The organism is Actinomadura rupiterrae, from assembly GCF_024172125.1.
In the GTDB taxonomy this organism is placed as follows: Bacteria; Actinomycetota; Actinomycetes; order Streptosporangiales; family Streptosporangiaceae; genus Spirillospora; species Spirillospora rupiterrae.
In genome coordinates, this window is sequence record NZ_JAMZEA010000001.1 from 875,938 (window position 1) to 891,920 (window position 15,983).

Genomic DNA, 15,983 nt, shown 5'->3' on the forward strand with positions numbered 1-15,983 from the left:
AGTCGCTCACTGAGTGCAGGGCGCCTCACTGCCGCGAAGGTCTCTGGTTGAGGTGTGGCGGGCTTACGTGTGTGAGGGCTCTGGTTCGGCGGATGACGGGTTACGGGTTGGGGGTGGTTCGGCGCCGCGGAGGGTTTCCTGGCGGACGAACCAGGCGACGGCGAAGGCCAGGAGCGCGATGGCGGCGGCGCCGATCACGACGCCGTGGAGGCCGGAACTGGCCGCGTCGCGCAGGGAGTCCCGCGCCTGGGCGGGCAGCGCGCGGACCTGGGCCGGGGTGAGGTTGGCGGAACGGTCCAAACGGGACGCGTAGACGGCGCCCAGCAGCGCGACGCCGAGCGAACCGCCGAGGGTGCGCGTGAGGTTGACCGTCCCGCTGGCCGCGCCCATGTCGCGCGGCTCCGCGCCGTACAGGGTGATCAGCGTCGTGGACTGGGACGTCAGCCCGATCCCGACACCGGCCAAGGCGGTCAGGGCGGACGCAAGAGGTGTGGGCGTGTGCGTCCCGAGCGGCAGCAGGACCAGCGCGCCGGCCGCCGCCAGGGCTCCACCGAGCACGGGGTACCAGCGGTATCGGCCCGTCCGCCCGACGAGGCGTCCGGTGAGCAGCTGCGCGCCGAGCATCCCGAACATGAGCGGGAGCAGCAGCATGCCGCCGCCCGCGGGCGACGCGCCGCGCACGACCTGCATGTACTGCGGCAGGAAGGTCATCAGGCCGAGCATCACCGCGCCGTTCAGGAAGCTGAGCACCTGCGCGAGCGTGAAGTTGCGGGACGCGAACAGCCGCGGCGGGACGATCGGCTCGGCCGCCCGCCGCTCCACCGGGACGAACACCGCGAGCACGCCGGCCGCGACCAAGGCCAGCCCGATGACCTGCGGCGACGTCCAGGCGTACCGCCCGCCGGCCCAGCTGCCGAGCAGCGTCAGCGCGACGATCCCGGCGGTCAGCAGCGCGGCCCCGGCGAGGTCGATCCGCGCCCTCACCCGCCGGGCCTCCAGCCGCACCCGGGACGCGACGAGCAGCAGCGCCACCCCGCCGACCGGGAGGTTCACGTAGAACGTCCAGCGCCAGTCCAGATGGTCGGTGAGCAGGCCGCCGACCAGCGGCCCGCCGACGAACGCGACCGGCATGATCACGCCGATCATCGACTGCAGCCGCGCGCCCTCGCGCGGCGGTACCAGCTCGCTGATGATCGCCATCGCGCCGACCATCAGCCCGCCCGCGCCGAGCCCCTGCACCGCGCGGAAGGCGATCAGCTCGGCCATCGAACCGGACATCCCGGCCAGCGCCGACCCGGCGAGGAAGAGCGCGACGGACGCCATGAACGCCCCCTTGCGTCCGGCGAGGTCGCCGAGCTTGCCCCACAGCGGTGTCGTCACCGCGGCGGCCAGCAGGTACGCGGTCACGACCCAGGACAGCTCGGCCACCCCGCCGAGGTCGCCCACGATCGTCGGCAGGGCGGTGCCGACGATCGTGCCGTCCAGCATGGCCAGGAACATCCCGAGCAGCAGCCCGAAGACCCCGAGCCGGTCATATCCGGCGCTCATGCCGCGTAGGGGGTGCTCGCGCGGGCCGCGCGGAGCGCCTCGGCCCACCAGGCGAGCTGGTCGAGCATCTTCTTGGCGGCGGCATCGGCGGACGGGTCGGGGGCTCGCCGTCCGGCCCGAAAGCGCCCCACACGCCATTGAAGCCGACGCCGTCCCGGATGGTGACGGCGTGCAGCTCAGCGAAGACCAGCCGCAACTGCTCGACGGCGCGCGTCCCGGCGGAGAAGCCGCCGTACGACACGAACCCGATCGGCTTGGCGTGCCACTCCTTGTTGTGCCAGTCGATCGCGTTCTTCAGGGACGCCGGGAAGCTCCGGTTGTACTCGGGCGTCACGACCACGAAGGCGTCGGCAGCCGCGAGCCGCGGCGAAACGGCCGCGAGCCGGGCCAGCGCGTCCGGGTCCGAGAGCGGCTGCCCGAGCTCGGGCAGGACGGTCGGCAGCGGCGTGGCGGCCAGGTCGACGACATCCACCTCCATGTCGTCCCGCTTCTGGAGGTGCCGTTCGATCCAGGCGCCGACCGTGCCGCCGAGCCGTCCTTCCCGCGTACTGCCGATGATGACCGCGACCTTCAACATGCGAACCCCTCGAATGTGTACGTCGTATCTCCTAAAATACAACGTACACATCAACGTGTACGCCGTCTACTCCGGATACGATGTACACATGAGCACCGACCGTCCGCCCCTCTGGGAGCGCCTGGACCGCCCCGCCGCCGCGCCCCGCCAGACGCTCACCCTCGACCGGATCGGCGAGACCGCCGTCCGCGTCGCGGACGCCGAGGGCCTGGACGCGATCACCATGCGGCGCCTCGCCACCGAGCTGGGCGTCGCCCCGATGGCCCCCTACCGGCACATCGCGAACAAGGACGAGCTGCTCGAAGTCATGGTCGACCGCGTCTTCGCCGAGCTGACCGTCCCGGACCAGGGCTCCTGGCGCGAGACCTTGCGCGAGCACGCCCTGCGCACCCGCGCCCTCATCCACACCCACCCGTGGCTCACCGAGCTGCCCCCGACGGTCTCCCCGCTCTCACCGCACCGGATGGCCGCCGCCGAACGCGCGCTCTCCGCCCTCGCCGGGCTCGGCCTCGACGCCGACACGATGATGGCCGTCTACCGCTCCGTCGACTTCTACACGCACGGCGCCACCAACAGCGAGCTCGCCTACGCCCGGTTCATGAAGCGCGGCGAATACGACTCCCCCGACGCCGTCCGCAACGCCCTCGCGCCGCGCATGAGCTACCTCATGAACACCGGCCGCTACCCCACCTACCGCCGCTACCTGCACGAAGGCGCCCGCAAGGACGACACCGACTGGCAGTTCGAAACGGGCCTCGACGCCGTCCTCGACGGCATCGAGACCCGCTTCAACCTCTAAGCCCGACAGTCCCTACTCGCCCGTGACCTGCTTCGAACCATGCCGGACAGAGAGCGCCTACTCAGCGAAGACCTCGTCAGCCGACGAGGCGGTCATGGCGCGCCGGAACCACACGCCCAGCTGCTCCGGGTCGTCACAGGACGCCACCAGCTCCCGGCGGCTGTCGTCCAGCGTGACCCCGCGCGCCTCCAGCAGCTCGATCAGAGACTGCCTGCGCCCTTCGGCCTTACCTTCAGCCTTCCAGCCCTTGAAGAGCTCGGTCTTCGGCTCGTCGTGCTTCGTCTTCACCAGCTCCTCCAGGAAGGCTCGGACGTCGTCGGGCTGTAGAGCGACGACGTTGTCAATATACGACCTGCGGGTCTGCTCATCCTCGACGTCCCGGTGGAGCGAGACCATCATGGCGTCGAAGGCCTCGGGCCCCCGCGGGCCGGAGACGTGGAAGAGCGCCGAGATGACGGTGTCCAGGGGGTCCTTGACGTTGTCCGGGTCCGTGAGGAGGGGGATCTCCTTGGGGCCGACGACGAGGACATACAGGTAGGAGTCCGGGTTGCCGAGGGGGATGCGCATGCGGCACTGTTCGGCGACCTTGTCGTCGAAGCAGATGACGACGAGGTAGCCCTCGCACTTCTTGCGGGCGCGGAAGTTGGCCACGTAGGCGGGCCAGCTCCAGTACTTGTTCTTGTCGTACTGGCGCTGGGACTCGACGATCACCCCGCATTGGGGGCGGCCCGAGGGGTCGACGTAGACGCCGACGACGCGGTCGGCGCGGTATTCGGCGGGGTCGCACTCGGAGAGGTCGGCGGATTCCAGGCGGAATCCCACCCCTTTGGGGATCTCCGGGCCGCCCGCCCAGCGGAGGAGGCGGGCGGCCAGGGGTGGATCGTCCTCGATCAGAGTGAGGGGGAACTCGTGCTCGCGGGTCGGCATGCAAGGAGCACTAGACGTGTTCGATGCCTTGCGTAGGGTGAACATAGAACATGTGTTCTACTCATGTTTCAGGAGAGGCGGTCGATGACCAGCGGGAGGAGGTCGGGCGAACCGGCGCCGATCTCGTAGCCGCCGGCCAGGGACTCCAGGGCGCGGTCGAAGCGGGCCGGGTCGTCGGCGTGGAGGGTGAGGAGGGGCTGGCCCTCGGTGACCTTGTCGCCGGGCTTGGCGTGGCAGATGACGCCGGCGCCGAAGGAGACCGGGTCCTCCTTGCGGGCGCGGCCGGCGCCGAGGCGCCAGGCGGCGACGCCGACGGCGAACGCGTCCAGCTTGGTGAGGACGCCGCTGGACGGCGCGGTGATGGTGTGGGTCTCGGGCGCCTGCGGGAGCGGGGCGTCGGGGTCGCCGCCCTGGGCGGAGATCATGCGGCGCCAGTGGTCCATGGCGGAGCCGTCGCGGAGGGCGTCCGCCGGGTCCTTGCCGGTGATGCCCGCGGCGTCCAGCATCTCGCGGGCGAGGCGGACGGTCAGCTCGACGATGTCCTCGGGCCCGCCACCCGCCAGCACCTCGACGGACTCGGCGACTTCGACGGCGTTGCCGACGGCACGCCCGAGCGGACGGTCCATAGCGGTCAGCAGGGCGACGGTCTTGACCTTGTGGTCGGTGCCGATCGCGACCATGGTCTCGGCCAGCTCGCGCGCCTGCTCGACGGTCTTCATGAACGCGCCGGAGCCGACCTTGACGTCCAGGACGAGCGCGCCCGTCCCCTCGGCGATCTTCTTGGACATGATCGAGGACGCGATCAGCGGGATCGACTCGACCGTGCCGGTGACGTCGCGGAGCGCGTAGAGCTTGCGGTCGGCGGGGGCGAGGCCGGCGCCCGCGGCGCAGATCACCGCGCCCGCGGTGTCCAGGACGCCGAGCATCTCGGCGTTGGAGAGGGACGCGCGCCAGCCGGGGATGGACTCCAGCTTGTCCAGCGTGCCGCCGGTGTGGCCGAGGCCGCGTCCGGACAGCTGCGGGACGGCGGCGCCGCACGCGGCCACCAGCGGTGCGAGCGGCAGCGTGATCTTGTCGCCGACCCCGCCGGTGGAGTGCTTGTCGGTGGTCGGGCGGGCGAGCGAGGAGAAGTCCATCCGCTCGCCGGAGGCGATCATCGCGGCGGTCCAGCGGCCGATCTCGGCGCGGGTCATGCCGTTCAGCAGGATCGCCATGGCGAGCGAGGACATCTGCTCCTCGGCGACCGCGCCCCGGGTGTAGGCGTCGATCACCCAGTCGATCTGCTCGTTCGACAGCGCGCGGCCGTCCCGCTTGGCGCGGATGACGTCGATGGCGTCCACGTCGGGGACCTCTTTCAGCTACGGGTGATCAGGTCGTCGGGGCCGAAGGCGTCCGGCAGGACGTCCGCCAGCGGCCGGATGCCGGAGACGGTCTCCAGCAGCGTTCCGGGCGTGCCGTGCTCCCAGAGGAGCTGGCGGCAGCGCCCGCAGGGCATGAGCGGGGCGCCGTGGCCGTCCACGACCGCGACGGCGATCAGCCGGGGACGGTCCCCCGACAGGTCGGCGTCCGGCCCGTACAGCGCGGTGACCAGGCTGCACTCGGCGCACAGGCCGAGCCCGTAGGACGCGTTCTCCACGTTGCAGCCGGAGACCACGCGTCCGTCGGAGACCAGCGCCGCCGCCCCCACCGGGAACTTCGAGTACGGCGCATAAGCCCGCTTCATCGCGCCCGCCGCAGCCGCCCGCAAGGCATCCCAGTCAATCTCGCTCATCGGTCAATGATCCCACTCAAAGAACCGGACCCGGCACCAGGTGGTGCCGGGTCCGGGCAAAACGGACTATCGCGCTTCGCCGCGGCGGTAGATGACGCCGTCGGCGGCGGGCATGCGGAGGCGCTGGCTGGCCAGGGCCAGGACGAGCAGGGTCGTCACGTACGGGATGGTCGAGACCAGCTCGCCCGGGACGGTCTTGCTGAGCGCGAACCAGACCAGGAGGGCCGCGGCGGTGATGATCGCCAGGGCGGAGCCCAGGTAGGCGCCGCGCACGGTCCGGCGCTCCAGGTCGGTGGTGACCAGCGGGCGGAGCCGGGAGCCGCGGACGGCCTGCCAGCCCGCCACCGCGACGAAGATGACCGCCACGAACAGCAGCAGGGCGTGCGCCGAGTCGCCGCCGCCGCGGACGTTCATCGCGTCGGTGTAGCCGAACAGCAGCGAGCCGGACGCGAGCCCGACCGGACGCCAGTTACCGAAGATCATCGCGGCGAGGCCGATGTAGCCGCGGCCGCCGGTCTGGCCGTCCTGGTAGAGGGACGACACGGTGACCATGAACGCGCCCGCCAGGCCCGCGCAGCCGCCCGAGATCAGCACGGCCGAGTACTTCATCCGGTACACGTTGACACCGAGCGACTCGGCCGCGTACGGGTCCTCGCCGCAGGAGCGGACGCGGAGGCCGAACGAGGTCCGCCACAGCACGAAGAACGTGGCCGGGACGAGCAGGATCGCGATCAGCGTCAGCACCGACATGCCCGAGGTGACGCCGCGGAGCACGCCCGCAAGGTCCGACACCAGGAACCAGTGGTGCTTCTCCAGCGAGCCGAGCCAGTCCGGGGAGTGCCAGGAGCCGATCTTCCCGCCGGACAGGAACGGGACGGTCAGCGTCGGCATCGCGTCCACCGGCGGCGACTGGCGCGGGCCGCCGCCGAGCGCCTTGGCGTGCCCGGTGTTGAACACCAGGCCCGCCAGGAACTGGGTCAGGCCCAGGCCGAGGATGTTGATCGCGACACCGGACACGATGTGGTCGACGCCGAAGGTGATCGTGGCGATCGCGTGCACGAGGCCGCCGAGCATGCCGCCGAGGATCCCGGCGAGCGCGCACGCCCACGGCCCCCACTGGTAGCCCGCCCAGGCGCCCGTCCAGGTGCCGAGGATCATCATGCCTTCGAGGCCGATGTTGATCACGCCGGAGCGCTCGGCCCACAGCCCGCCGAGCCCGGCCAGGAAGATCGGGACCGCGAGCCGCAGCGAGGCCGACACGGTGCCGGACGAGGTGACGTCGTTCGCGTCGTCCAGCACCCGGACGGCCGACAGCAGGACCAGCAGGGCCCCGGCGATCAGCAGGTAGTGCGGCCAGCGCAGGTTCAGCTTCGCGCGGGCGCCCGCGACCTTCTCCGCGACGGTAGCGGTACTCACTTCGCGGCCTCCGTTGCGACGGTGTGCCCGGCGGCGAGCTCGCTGGCCACGTTCTTCTGCTGGAGCCGGATCTCCCAGCGGCGGACCAGCTCGTAGACGATGACGACGGTCAGCACGACCACGCCCTGCATCACGCCGACGATCTCCTTGGGCACGTTGACCTCCTGGAGGATGTCCGAGGACTGGTCCAGGAAGGCGAACAGGATCGCCGCGAGCGCGATGCCGACCGGGTGGTTCCGGCCGAGCAGCGCGACGGTGATGCCGGTGAAGCCGAGCCCCGCCGGGAAGTTCAGCGAGTAGTTGTAGGACGCGCCGAGCAGCTCGGGCATCCCGATCAGGCCCGCGACCACGCCGGACAGCACCATGGTGATGACGATCATCCGGCCCGCCGAGACGCCGCTGGCCTGCGCGGCGGTCGGGGACAGCCCGGAGATCTTCAGGTCGAAGCCGAACCGGGTGCGGTTGATGACCACCCAGAACACGATGCCGATCACGATCGCCAGCGGCAGCAGCCCGTAGAGCCGGCCGGGCAGGTCGATGCCGAGGTTCGACAGGAAGCCGTTCAGCGGGCCGATCCGGCCGGACGACGGGAGGTCCGGGGTGGCGACGTTGTTGCTTCCCGGCCGGTTCGCGGCGAGCCGGTCGGTGTTCAGCAGGTAGGCGATGATGCCGGTCGCGATCGCGTTCAGCATGATCGTCGAGATGACCTCGCTGACCCCGCGGGCGACCTTGAGCAGGCCCGCGATGGACGCCCAGGCGCCGCCGATCACCATCGCCGCGACGATCACCAGCATCTGGCCGAACGGCGCGGGCAGCGTGACCGCGCCGCCGAGCGAGGCGGCCAGCAGCGCGGCGAGCCGGTACTGGCCGTCCACGCCGATGTTGAACAGGGCCATCCGGAACCCGATGGCGACCGCGATCGCCGACAGGTAGTAGCGCGTCGCGCGGTTCAGGATGTCCACGACCGAGTTGGACGTGGTGCCGTAGTCGATCATCGACTGCATCGAGCTGACCGGGTCGGCCCCGGCCAGCCGCAGCACGCCCATCGTGATCAGCAGCGAGATCAGCAGCGCCAGGACCGGCGCGCCGATCTTCAGCGCCAGGCCGCGCGGGCCGAGGCCGCGCAGGATCGCCTGCCAGCCGGGCACCTGCTCGGAGCCCGCCGGGTCGGCGTCCGGGGTCGCGGTCTCCGGGATGCCGGGCTGCTCCTCGGGCGGCAGCCCGGACGCGTCGTCCGGCGGCAGGTCCGGCGTGTCGGCCGGGGGCAGCCCCAGCTTGTCGTCGTCGGACGGCAGGTCGCCCATGGGCCCGGTCATGACGCGTCCCCGGTCTCGGCGCCGGTCATGGCGGAGCCGAGCTCCTCCGGCGTGACGTTCGCCGGGTCCACCTCGGCGACCAGCCGCCCCCGCAGGATCACGTGCAGCGTGTCGGACATACCGATGAGTTCCTCAAGATCGGCGCTGATGAGCAGGACGGCGAGGCCCGCCGCCCGCGCCCGGCGCAGGTGTTCCCAGATCGCGGCCTGCGCGCCGACGTCGATGCCGCGGGTCGGGTGCGCCGCGATCAGCACCTTCGGCTCGCCGGACATCTCCCGGCCGACGATCAGCTTCTGCTGGTTGCCGCCCGACAGCGCGCCGATCGGCACCTCGATGCCGGGCGTGCGGACGTCGTAGTCCTTGACGATCCGGGTGGTGTCGCGGCGCGCGCCGCGGCGGTCGATCCACGGGCCGCGCGAGTTCGGCCTCTCGGTCTGGTGGCCGAGGACGCGGTTCTCCCAGAGCGAGCCCTCCAGGACGAGCCCGTGCCGGTGCCGGTCCTCGGGGATGTAGGCGATCCCGGCCTCGCGGCGGCGGCGCGTCGGCCAGTGCGTCACGTCGTCGCCGCCGAAGCTGACGGTGCCGGAGTCCGCGGTCCGCAGGCCCATGATCGTCTCGATCAGCTCGCCCTGGCCGTTGCCCTCCACGCCGGCGAGGCCGACGATCTCGCCGCGCCGGATGTCCAGGGTCACGCCGTCCACGACCGGACGGCCCTCGGCGGTGAGCACCACCAGGTCCTTCACCGCGAGCTCGACCTGGTCGGTCACGGTGGACTCGCGCAGCTCGGGGGTGGGCAGCTCGGACCCGACCATCAGCTCGGCCAGCCGCCGCGAGGTGACCTCGCGCGGATCCAGCCGGGTCGCGACCGTGGTGCCGCGCCGGATCACCGAGATCGAGTCGGCGACCGAGAGCACCTCGTCCAGCTTGTGCGAGATGAACAGCACGGTCAGGCCCTCGGCGCGCAGCTCGCGCAGGTTGCCGAACAGCTCGTCGACCTCCTGCGGGACGAGCACGGCGGTCGGCTCGTCCAGGATGAGCACCTTCGCGCCGCGGTACAGCACCTTGAGGATCTCGACGCGCTGCCGGTCGCCGACGCCGAGGTTCTCGACCAGGGTGTCCGGGTCGACCCGCATGCCGTACTGCTCGGCCATCGCGCGGATCTTCTCGCGCGCGGCCGCGAAGTCGATGGGGCCGATCCGCTTGTCGCTGCCCCGCACCCGGAGCCGCTTCGGCTCCGCCCCGAGGATCACGTTCTCCAGGACGGTCAGGTTGTCGGCCAGCTTGAAGTGCTGGTGCACCATGCCGATGCCGCGCGCGATCGCGTCGGCCGGGGTGCGGAAGGACACCTTCTCGCCCTCGACCTCGATGGTCCCCTCGTCCGGCTTCTGCATGCCGTAGAGGATCTTCATCAGCGTGGACTTGCCCGCGCCGTTCTCGCCGCAGAGCGCGTGCACCTCGCCGCGCCGGATTTCCAGGTCGATGTCCCGGTTGGCCACCACGCCCGGGAACCGCTTGGTGATGGATGTCAGCCTGACGGCCGGCACCTGGTCAGGCACGAGTGCCCCCCTGTGATGAAAACTGGTGGAAACGGACCGGCGCCGCGCCCGCGGGTAGCGCGGGGCGACGCCGGAACCGGTGCGTCAGGCCCCGGGCTTGGTCGGAACCTTGATCTTGCCGCTGACGATGTCGGCCTTGTACTGGTCGAGCTTGGCCTTGATGTCGTCCACGAAGCCACCGGTGGTCGCGTACGAGACGCCGTCGTTCGACAGGTCGTACTTCTTGATCCCGGCCTGGAAGGTGCCGTCGGAGACGCCCTTGACGAAGTCGAACACCGAGGTGTCCACGCGCTTCACCATGGAGGTGAGGATGTGGTCCTTGACCGCGCTGACGGCCGGCTGGTTGTACTGGTCGGAGTCGACGCCGATGGCCCACTTGCCCGCGCCGCCGACCGTCTTGATCACGCCGATGCCCGCGCCGCCGGCCGCGTGGTAGATCACGTCCGCGCCCGCGTCCAGCTGGCCCTTGGCGGCCTCGTTGCCGAGCGCCGGGTTCTTGAACCCGTCGAAGTTCGGCGGCTGGGTCAGGTACTTGGCCGGAAGGATCTTGATGCCGGGCTTGGCGGCCTTGGCGCCCGCCGCGTAGCCGGCCTCGAACTTCTGGATCAGCGGGGTGTTCACGCCGCCGATGAAGCCGATGGTGCCGGTCTTGGACTTCAGCGCGGCGGCCGCGCCGACCAGGTAGGAGCCCTGCTCCTCGGAGAAGCAGGCGCCCTCGACGTTCGCGCCGGTCACCTGGCACTGGTCGGCGTCGACGACCAGGAACTTGGTGTTCGGGAAGTCCTTGGCGACCTTCACGACCGCGTTGGTGTAGGCGAAGCCGACGCCGACGATGGCCTTGTAGCCCTTGCCGGCCAGCAGCCGCAGCCGGGACTCCTTGTCGGCGTCCGGCTCGTCCGGCTTGGCGGAGATCTCCTCCGTGGTGACGTTCAGGTCCTTCTTGACCCGGTCCAGGCCCGCGGCGGCCGAGTCGTTGAACGACTGGTCGCCGCGCCCGCCGATGTCGAAGGCCAGGCCGACCTTGATGCTCTTCTTGCCGTCGCCGCCACCGTCGCCGGAGGACGACTTCTTGCCTCCGCACGCGGCCGTGTTCAGCGCCAGCGCAGCGCCCGTCACCGAGACGAGCGTGATCTTGAGTCCACGGCGCATTGCCGCGCTCCTTCCGTTCCCCACCCAGAACAACGCGGCCGGACGCGCGCGCGTGGGCATGCTCCGGCCGAACAAACCGATCGGACGCTACCCCGACGCCGGAGGTGAAACATCCGATGTGCACCGTTTCGCAACGCGTCCGTTACCAATGCGTAGGCTTATCGGCGCAGGTAGCGGCGCGAAACTCCGGTGTACATACCCTGTCCCCGGGGGGCGGAACGGTACGACCCTACTCCGAAACGATCAGGTCAGCGCGGCACCTCCGCGCTTCGCGCCGGACGCGCCGGTGCGGGGCCCGGCGGTCCGGAACGATCAGCTCAGCGCGGCGCCCTCCGCGGCGCCGTCCAGCCGCGCGCCCGGGCCGGCGCCGCGGGCCCCGTCCCAGAGGGCGGTGAGCGCGGTCGCGGCCAGCACCCGGACGCCCACCCCGATGCAGCGCTCGTCCACGTCGAAGTCGCCCCGGTGCAGGTCGTACTCGGCCTCCGAGCCCGGCTCGCGGACGCCGAGCCGGGCGAGGGCGCCCGGGATCGACTCCAGGTACCAGCCGAAGTCCTCGCCGCCGAGGCTCTGCGGGGTCGGGACCACGCCCTCCTCGCCGATCACCTGGGTCGCCGCGTCCCGGAACATCTGCACGCTGGCGGCCTCGTTCACCGTCGGCGGGACGCCCCGGACGTACTCCAGCGACGCCTCCACGTCGTAGGCGGACGCGACGGACTGGAGCAGCGCGTCCATCATCTCCGGCGCGCGGTGCCAGGCCTCGTCGTCCAGGCAGCGGACGGTGCCCTCGGCGATCCCGTCGTCCGGAATCGCGTTCGCGACCGAGCCCGCGGCCACCCGGCCCCAGACCAGCGACAGGCTGGACCGCGGGTCGACCCGGCGGGACAGCGCCGCGGGCAGCTCGGTGACGATCTTGGCCAGCGCGTACACCAGGTCGGCGGTCAGGTGCGGCCGGGCGGTGTGCCCGCCGGGGCCGGTGACCTTCACGTAGACCTTGTCGCAGGCCGCGGTGATCGCGCCGGTGCGCAGGCCCAGCTGGCCGACCTCGATGCGCGGGTCGCAGTGCAGCGCGAACGCCCGGTCCACGCCCGCGATGCCGCCCGCCGCCATGACGTCCAGGGCCCCGCCGGGGGTCTCCTCGGCGGGCTGGAACAGCAGCCGGACGCGGCCCGGCAGCAGCCCGGCCTCCGCCTGCTGCGCCAGGAACAGGCCCGCGCCGAGCACCATCGCGGTGTGCACGTCGTGCCCGCAGGCGTGCGCGACGCCCGGCACGGTGGACCGGTAGGGCGCGTGCTCCTTCTCGTCCTGGAGCGGGAGCGCGTCGATGTCGGCACGCAGCGCGACGGTGTGGCCGTCGTCCGGGCCGATGTCGCAGTACAGGCCCGTGCCGCGCGGCAGCACCCGCGGCTCCAGCCCGGCCTTCTTCAGCCGCGCCGCGATCCGCTCGGTGGTGCGGTACTCGTTGTAGCCGAGCTCCGGATGGGCGTGCAGGTCGCGCCGGAACGCGACCAGCTCCGCTTCGCGGTCGGCCAGGAACCCGTCGAGCTGCGGTTGCAGCGCCGCGCCCGCCTCTCCCACGGCATGCCGCGTCTCGTCCGCCGCCCCCGGGGCGGTCGCTGGTCCAGGGCCGGGCATCACCCCGGGTCCCATGTGTGTCATGTGCGCCCCCTGCGCGTGGGCGGGCCCGCTCGGCGCCGGCCCGCCTTTCTCGGAACGCGGGGCGGCCCGCCGGTCGGGATCCTCAGTTCCCGGCACGGGCGGCCTCCCCGCGGGTGACGAACCGGTTCTCGGCGAGCTCCAGGATCGCGGCGTCGACCACGTCCTCCAGGCCGCCGCCGCCCGCGCGGATCGCGCGCTGGCGCTCGTAGGGGGCCCCGTGCTCCAGGACCTCCCCGGCGACCTTCAGCTCCTCGGCGCAGCCGAGGCGCGCCGCGACCGGTTCCAGCTCGGCGACCAGCTCGTACACCTCGTCGCGCAGCGGCGCGGTGTGGCCGCCGTCGTCGGTGATGACGACGGCGTCCAGCCCGTACCTGGTGGCCCGCCACTTGTTGTCGCGGACGACCCAGGCGGCCGGCCGCGGCAGCGTGTAGCCCCGGTCGAGCTGCTGGTCGAAAAGGGTGACGAGGCTCTGGCACAGCGCCGTCGCCATGCCCACCTCGCGGAGGGTGGGAATGCCGTCGAACATCCGGATCTCGACGGTGCCGAAGTCCGGGTGCGGGCGGATGTCCCACCACACCTCCTTGATGCTGCGGATCGTTCCCGCGCGCAGCAAGGTGTCCATATAGTCCTCGAACGCCGTCCAGTCGTCCAGCAGGTGCGGCGGTCCCGCGGTCGGGAGCTGGCCGAACACCACGGCCCGGCTGGACGCCAGGCCCGTGTCGGCCCCGCTCCAGAACGGGCTGGACGCGGTGAGCGCGAGGAAGTGCGGGAGGTAGCCCGCGAGCGCGTTGACGATCGGGATCGCCTTGGCGCCGTCGGTGACGCCCACGTGGACGTGCACCCCGAAGGTCTGGATCCGGCGGGCGAGCCACTGCATCTGCTCGACCAGCTCGGCGTACCGCTGGAGCGGGGAGGTCTCGGCGTCCCGCCAGTCGGAGATCGGATGCGTGCCGGTGCAGGCGAGCGCCAGCCCGAGCGGACGGGCGGCGGCGCGCAGCGCGTCCAGGGACGCGGCGAGGTCGCGCTGGGCCTCGGCGACGGTGTGGCAGACGTCGGTGACGACCTCGACCGTGGACTCCATCAGCTCGTGCCGGATCTTGGCGAGCTGGCCGCCCTCGGCCTGCGACGGCAGCGCGGCGAGCACCTCGCGCGCGTCCTGCCGCAGGTGCCGGGTCGCGGCGTCGACGAGCTGGAGCTCCCACTCCACACCGAGCGTCGCGCCGCGCGACGGGTTGAAGACAATGGCCACGGCCAACCTCCGTCCGACATCCTTGCAGGTCGTTGCGTGGCACGTGGGGCGATTCCGCCAGCGGGTCCCTAAGCCTGGACAAACGGCGAGCCAGGTGAGCCGGGATTCCGCGCGCCGGTTCCGCCCTCCCATCATGGCGCGCGACACGCCGGTCCCGCCGGATTCCCCGTTCTTTGCCGATCATTTGATCCGGTTGGACGGCCGCGCCCTCACGGGGTGTCACCGGTTTCGGTCACCTGCGGGCGGGTCCACATGCCCCGATGTGACTAGTACTTGTCCGGAACCGGGGATCCCATTCCCCGACCGCGGGTATCGGACTCCGCGACCGGTCGCCTACGCTTCCGGGAGACAAGAGGGACATGTGTCATCGTTCGGAGATGGCCGGAGCGAGGAACGGCAGGGGCTTGCGAGCACAGCGACCTGGTTCAGCACTGCGTCCGAGGGCGGCCCTGCGTCGACCGACCCGCATGCTCGCCGCCGCCGCCGCGACGGCGTCCGCGGCGGTCCTGGCCGTCCCGGGTGCGGCCTGCGCCGACGCGGGCCCGGTCGGCGGGCCGCAGCTCGCCTCGCGCGGGACGGTCGTGAACCCGGCCGCCGGGGTGCCCGCTCCGCCGAACATCCACGCCGCGTCCTGGGTGGTCGCCGACGCCGACACCGGCGAGGTGCTCGCCGCCAAGGACCCGCACGGCCAGTACCTCCCGGCGAGCACGCTGAAGACGCTGACCGCGCTCACGCTGATCCCGAAGCTGGACGCGGCGCGCAAGGTCCGGCCGTCCCAGGGGGCCTGCGACGTCGAGGGCACCAAGGTCGGCATGACGCCGAAGATGGACTACACCGTCGACCAGCTGTTCCACGCGCTGATGATGATGTCGGCCAACGACGCCGCGGTGACGCTGTCGGAGGCCAACGGCGGGCTGAAGAAGACGATCGCCGACATGAACGCCGAGGCGAAGGACCTGCACGCGGGCGACACGCTCGCCGCGTCCCCGAACGGCCTGGACGTCGACCTCGGCCTGACGCTGAAGACGCAGCACACCTCGGCGTACGACCTCGCGCTCATCCTGCGCCAGGGCATGAAGAACCCGGCGTACCGCAAGTACGTGCAGGCCCTGAACTACTGGTTCCCCGCCCCGCCGGACAAGGACCAGAAGAAGAAGCACAAGCCGGGCGGCTACCCGATCTACACCCACAACCGGATGCTGCCGGGCCAGCCGCACGCCTACACCGGCATGCTCGGCGGCAAGAACGGCTACACGGTCACGGCCGAGCAGACCTTCGTCGCCGAGGCCCGGCGCGGCGGGCACACCATCCTGATCTCGCTGATGAAGGCGGACATCCCGCCCTCGCCGTACGCGGCGAAGCTGCTGGACTGGGGCTTCCAGGCGCGCGGCAAGGTCAAGCCGGTCGGCACGCTGGTCGAGCCGGGCGACGGCGCGAAGGCCGACGGCGCGGGCGGCGCCGGAGGCAACGGGCAGTCCGCGATCGAGAAGGCCAGCTCGTCCCGGACGTGGATGGTCGTGGGCGGCGGCGCGATCGGCGCGCTGATCGCGATCGGCGTCCTGTTCCTGGTACTCCAGCGGCGGCACCGCCGCGGCGACCTGAAGCTTCCCCGGCCGGACGGGCCGTCCGCCGCGCCCGACGCCCCGGCGGGCAACGTCCGCCTCGCGCCCCCGCCCTCCGGTGGCCCTAGCGCATCCGAGGCGCCCCTGGAGCACGCGGATCAGGGCGAATACGCGCCCGCGGACGGCCAGCTCCCGCCGGAGCCCGGCCACTTCCCGGCCGAGGACGGGCAGTTCCCGGCAGAGCACGGCGCGTTCCCGGCCGAGCACGGTGGCTTCCCGGCCGAAAACGGGCAGCTGCTGCCCGAGCACGGGGAGCACGTGCCGGAGCAGGGGGCTCCGCTGCCGGAGCACGGCGAGCAGCCGCCCGCCGGACGGGCGCGACAGGACGAGCGCTCGCAGTAATCGGCATCACACGGAGCCGTCCGTTGAGGGGACGCTCCGGCGGACATACGCTCGA

13 protein-coding genes are annotated in these 15,983 nt (G+C 71.8%); 2 read left to right on the forward strand and 11 right to left on the reverse strand.

Going from position 1 to position 15,983, the window contains the following annotated elements:
- Positions 1-63 precede the first annotated feature (63 nt).
- Together FHU30_RS03890 and FHU30_RS03895 are read right to left on the reverse strand one after the other, a co-directional pair.
- On the reverse strand, positions 64-1,548 hold the full coding sequence (locus tag FHU30_RS03890; RefSeq protein ID WP_253871519.1) for an MDR family MFS transporter: 1,485 nt from the start codon (positions 1,546-1,548) through the stop codon (positions 64-66).
- Positions 1,532-2,125 carry an NADPH-dependent FMN reductase gene (locus FHU30_RS03895; RefSeq protein ID WP_308211178.1) on the reverse strand — a complete coding sequence of 198 codons (594 nt, stop codon included), beginning with the start codon at positions 2,123-2,125 and terminating at the stop codon, positions 1,532-1,534. The genes FHU30_RS03890 and FHU30_RS03895 overlap by 17 nt, the downstream gene beginning before the upstream one ends.
- 88 nt (positions 2,126-2,213) lie before the next feature.
- On the opposite strand from FHU30_RS03895, the gene FHU30_RS03900 reads away from it, so the two are divergent.
- Positions 2,214-2,924 carry a TetR/AcrR family transcriptional regulator C-terminal domain-containing protein gene (locus tag FHU30_RS03900; RefSeq protein ID WP_253871527.1) on the forward strand — a complete coding sequence of 237 codons (711 nt, stop codon included), beginning with the start codon at positions 2,214-2,216 and terminating at the stop codon, positions 2,922-2,924.
- Positions 2,925-2,981: 57 nt separating this feature from the next.
- Here the strand turns inward: FHU30_RS03900 and FHU30_RS03905 are convergent, their stop codons facing one another.
- From FHU30_RS03905 to FHU30_RS03945, 9 genes are all read right to left on the reverse strand, one after another.
- Positions 2,982-3,851 carry a hypothetical protein gene (locus tag FHU30_RS03905; protein WP_253871529.1) on the reverse strand — a complete coding sequence of 290 codons (870 nt, stop codon included), beginning with the start codon at positions 3,849-3,851 and terminating at the stop codon, positions 2,982-2,984.
- A 68-nt stretch (positions 3,852-3,919) separates the two neighbouring features.
- Positions 3,920-5,191, reverse strand: coding sequence for a thymidine phosphorylase (locus tag FHU30_RS03910; RefSeq protein WP_253871531.1), 1,272 nt, complete (start codon positions 5,189-5,191; stop codon positions 3,920-3,922).
- A 14-nt stretch (positions 5,192-5,205) separates the two neighbouring features.
- Positions 5,206-5,622, reverse strand: a complete 417-nt coding sequence (locus tag FHU30_RS03915) for a cytidine deaminase (protein ID WP_253871533.1) — start codon at positions 5,620-5,622, stop codon at positions 5,206-5,208.
- Between the two features lie 66 nt (positions 5,623-5,688).
- Positions 5,689-7,038, reverse strand: a complete 1,350-nt coding sequence (locus FHU30_RS03920; RefSeq protein WP_253871536.1) for an ABC transporter permease — start codon at positions 7,036-7,038, stop codon at positions 5,689-5,691.
- Positions 7,035-8,354 (reverse strand): ABC transporter permease, encoded by a 1,320-nt coding sequence (locus FHU30_RS03925; RefSeq protein WP_253871538.1) that lies wholly within the window; start codon positions 8,352-8,354, stop codon positions 7,035-7,037. The genes FHU30_RS03920 and FHU30_RS03925 overlap by 4 nt, the downstream gene beginning before the upstream one ends.
- Positions 8,351-9,910 (reverse strand): ABC transporter ATP-binding protein, encoded by a 1,560-nt coding sequence (locus FHU30_RS03930; RefSeq protein WP_253871540.1) that lies wholly within the window; start codon positions 9,908-9,910, stop codon positions 8,351-8,353. Before FHU30_RS03930 ends, FHU30_RS03925 begins: the two co-directional genes overlap by 4 nt.
- Positions 9,911-9,994: 84 nt before the next feature.
- Positions 9,995-11,059, reverse strand: coding sequence for a BMP family lipoprotein (locus FHU30_RS03935; protein WP_253871542.1), 1,065 nt, complete (start codon positions 11,057-11,059; stop codon positions 9,995-9,997).
- Between the two features lie 312 nt (positions 11,060-11,371).
- Positions 11,372-12,715, reverse strand: a complete 1,344-nt coding sequence (locus tag FHU30_RS03940; RefSeq protein WP_253871544.1) for an amidohydrolase — start codon at positions 12,713-12,715, stop codon at positions 11,372-11,374.
- Between the two features lie 82 nt (positions 12,716-12,797).
- Positions 12,798-13,964 (reverse strand): glutamate--cysteine ligase, encoded by a 1,167-nt coding sequence (locus FHU30_RS03945; RefSeq protein ID WP_253871546.1) that lies wholly within the window; start codon positions 13,962-13,964, stop codon positions 12,798-12,800.
- Between the two features lie 467 nt (positions 13,965-14,431).
- On the opposite strand from FHU30_RS03945, the gene FHU30_RS03950 reads away from it, so the two are divergent.
- The gene (locus FHU30_RS03950) at positions 14,432-15,928 is read left to right on the forward strand and encodes a D-alanyl-D-alanine carboxypeptidase family protein (RefSeq protein WP_253871548.1); all 1,497 of its coding nucleotides are present in this window, start codon (positions 14,432-14,434) and stop codon (positions 15,926-15,928) included.
- Positions 15,929-15,983 lie beyond the last annotated feature (55 nt).

What these genes read in the sequence shown, in the direction of transcription:
- FHU30_RS03900 (WP_253871527.1), top strand. Translation starts at nt 2,214, where the DNA reads ATGAGCACCGACCGTCCGCCCCTCTGGGAGCGCCTGGACCGCCCCGCC.
- FHU30_RS03950 (WP_253871548.1), top strand. Translation starts at nt 14,432, where the DNA reads ATGCTCGCCGCCGCCGCCGCGACGGCGTCCGCGGCGGTCCTGGCCGTC.
- FHU30_RS03915 (WP_253871533.1), bottom strand. Translation starts at nt 5,622, where the DNA reads ATGAGCGAGATTGACTGGGATGCCTTGCGGGCGGCTGCGGCGGGCGCG.
- FHU30_RS03905 (WP_253871529.1), bottom strand. Translation starts at nt 3,851, where the DNA reads ATGCCGACCCGCGAGCACGAGTTCCCCCTCACTCTGATCGAGGACGAT.
- FHU30_RS03940 (WP_253871544.1), bottom strand. Translation starts at nt 12,715, where the DNA reads ATGACACACATGGGACCCGGGGTGATGCCCGGCCCTGGACCAGCGACC.
- FHU30_RS03890 (WP_253871519.1), bottom strand. Translation starts at nt 1,548, where the DNA reads ATGAGCGCCGGATATGACCGGCTCGGGGTCTTCGGGCTGCTGCTCGGG.
- FHU30_RS03895 (WP_308211178.1), bottom strand. Translation starts at nt 2,125, where the DNA reads ATGTTGAAGGTCGCGGTCATCATCGGCAGTACGCGGGAAGGACGGCTC.
- FHU30_RS03935 (WP_253871542.1), bottom strand. Translation starts at nt 11,059, where the DNA reads ATGCGCCGTGGACTCAAGATCACGCTCGTCTCGGTGACGGGCGCTGCG.
- FHU30_RS03925 (WP_253871538.1), bottom strand. Translation starts at nt 8,354, where the DNA reads ATGACCGGGCCCATGGGCGACCTGCCGTCCGACGACGACAAGCTGGGG.